General features: G+C 70.9%; 2 protein-coding genes and 1 pseudogene. All 3 read left to right on the forward strand.

Features of this window, described 5'->3' with window-relative positions:
• Positions 1-1,347, forward strand: a pseudogene (locus tag D3A59_RS24770) (hypothetical protein); the annotation flags it as partial.
• Between the two features lie 2 nt (positions 1,348-1,349).
• Positions 1,350-1,742: a hypothetical protein gene (locus D3A59_RS24775; RefSeq protein ID WP_119157961.1), complete on the forward strand. Its 393-nt coding sequence runs from the start codon at positions 1,350-1,352 to the stop codon at positions 1,740-1,742.
• Positions 1,739-1,975 (forward strand): pseudouridine synthase, encoded by a 237-nt coding sequence (locus D3A59_RS24780; protein ID WP_119157962.1) that lies wholly within the window; start codon positions 1,739-1,741, stop codon positions 1,973-1,975. Before D3A59_RS24775 ends, D3A59_RS24780 begins: the two co-directional genes overlap by 4 nt.
• The last annotated feature ends 99 nt before the right edge of the window (positions 1,976-2,074 follow it).

Consider the following 2,074-nt stretch of genomic DNA (forward strand, 5'->3'; position numbering starts at 1 on the left):
AACTACTTCGCCGGCAACGTGCAGTTCGGCAGCACGACCGCGATCACGACGCGCTTCAACGGCACCACCACCGTCGTGCCGTCCGTACAGGACGTGGGCGGCACCGATGCGGCGGCCTCGCTGCTCAATGGCCGCTACAGCGCCGACGCGGCCGGCGCGTGGCACTACTTCACCAAGGCGCGCAGCGCGACCGTGGGCACGAACACCGCCGTCGTGAACGGCGACAGCCTGGGCGGCCTGTCCTTCGCTGGCGCTGACGGCACGAACCAAACCGAGGCGGCGCGCATCGAGGTGCAAGTCGATGGCACGCCGGGCGCGAACAACGTGCCGGCGCGTGTCGTCATCAGCACCGGCAACGGCAGCAACGCGATGGCCGAGCGCCTGCGCGTCGACAAGGACGGAGCGAAGGTTGCGGGCGACGTGCAGGCGACGAGCTACAACGGCGGCGCGCTCGGGGGCCTGCGCAACAAGATCATCAACGGCGCGATGGAGATCTGGCAGCGCGGGGTGTCCTTCGCCGGCGTCGCGAACCTCGCCTACACCGCCGACCGCTGGCGCGTCGACTATGACGGCAGCGGCGGTGCGCGCACCGTCTCGCGGCAGGAGTTCCCGATCGGGGCGACTGACGCCGACGAGTGCCGCGCCTTCCTGCGCTTGCAGCAGACGACAGCCGGCACCGGCGCGACCTTCAACCGGCTCACGCAGCCGATCGAGGGCGTGCGCACGCACGCGGGCAAGCAGGTTACGGTCAGCTTCTACGCCCGCGCGACGGCGGCGATCACGCTGCCGGCCGTGTCGCTCGCGCAGTGGTTCGGCACCGGCGGCACGCCGAGCGCGCAGGTCGTTACCAACGCGGCAACTAGCGTGGGCGTCACGACCGCATGGCAGCGGTTCAGCTACGCCGTCACTCTGCCCTCGATCAGTGGCAAGGCGCTCGGCTCCAACGGGGACGACTCGCTCTCGCTGCGCATCGACCTGCCGATCAACGCGCTGTTCACCTTCGAGGTAACGGGCGTGCAGGTCGAGGTCGGGTCAGTCGCGACGGCGTTCGAGCACCGCCCGGCGCAGGTCGAGCTTCCCCTGTGCCAGCGGTACTTCGAGACTGGCACCGCGTACTGCGACGCCTACAACAACGGGGGCGCCTACACGCTGTTCCCGATGTCGTTCGCCGTGCAGAAGCGCGCTACACCGACCGTCACGCAGACCGGCGACGGGCAGGGGCCGAACGCAAGCACGACGCTCGCGCTCGACGTCGTGCGCGCAAGCGGGTTCTCGACGGGCCGCCTGTGGGGCTCCACCGGCTCGTCCTACTTCCGCAACAACTGGACGGCATCGGCCGAACTGTGACCATGTACCAACTGACGAAGCATGCGGGAATGATCGTCCGGCTGTCGGACGGCGCCCACATCCCCGCGGACCCGGCAAACGCCGCCTATCGCGCCTTCCTGGCGTGGTGCGATGCGGGCCACAGCCCGGCGCCCTACGTCGAGCCGCCGGCGCCGGGGCCGCAGGTGGTGAGCCGCTTCCAGGCGCGCGCGGCGCTGCACCTGGCCGGGCTGCTGCCCCAGGTCGAAGCGCTCATGGCTTCGCCCGAGGCCGACCCGCTCGCGCGCCTCGCCTGGAGCGATGCACAGGAGTTCCGCCGCAACAGCCCCACGGTGGCCGCGCTGGCGGCTGCGCTGGGCCTCACGGCGCAGCAGCTCGACGAGCTGTTCGTCACTGCTGCGGGGATCGAGGCATGAAGCAGATCCTCATCGCGATCGACCAGCTGGGCAACGCGCTGCTCGGTGGCCATGCCGACGAGACCCTCAGCGCGCGGGCCTGGCGGCAGCGCCACAAGCGCCGGTGGGCGCTGGCTGTGCGCGCCCTCGATGCCGCCTTCTTCTGGCAGGAGGCGCACTGCGCCGCCAGCTACGCCGCCGAGCAGGCGCGCCGGCACCTGCCGCCCGAGTACCGACTCCCCGTGAACACCTGAGCCTGGAAGGCCTCCGATGTCAATGTCCCTCGATCCGGGCCCCTCGGCTCCGCCGGCTGCAGTGCTGGCCACCGCGCTCGTCGCGCTCTTCGGGCCGGT

This window comes from Caldimonas tepidiphila (genome assembly GCF_003569765.1).
Taxonomy (GTDB): Bacteria; Pseudomonadota; Gammaproteobacteria; order Burkholderiales; family Burkholderiaceae_C; genus Caldimonas; species Caldimonas tepidiphila.

Bases quoted from the DNA above. Each gene is read 5' to 3' on its own strand.
- D3A59_RS24775 (WP_119157961.1), top strand. From the start codon at position 1,350: ATGTACCAACTGACGAAGCATGCGGGAATGATCGTCCGGCTGTCGGAC.
- D3A59_RS24780 (WP_119157962.1), top strand. From the start codon at position 1,739: ATGAAGCAGATCCTCATCGCGATCGACCAGCTGGGCAACGCGCTGCTC.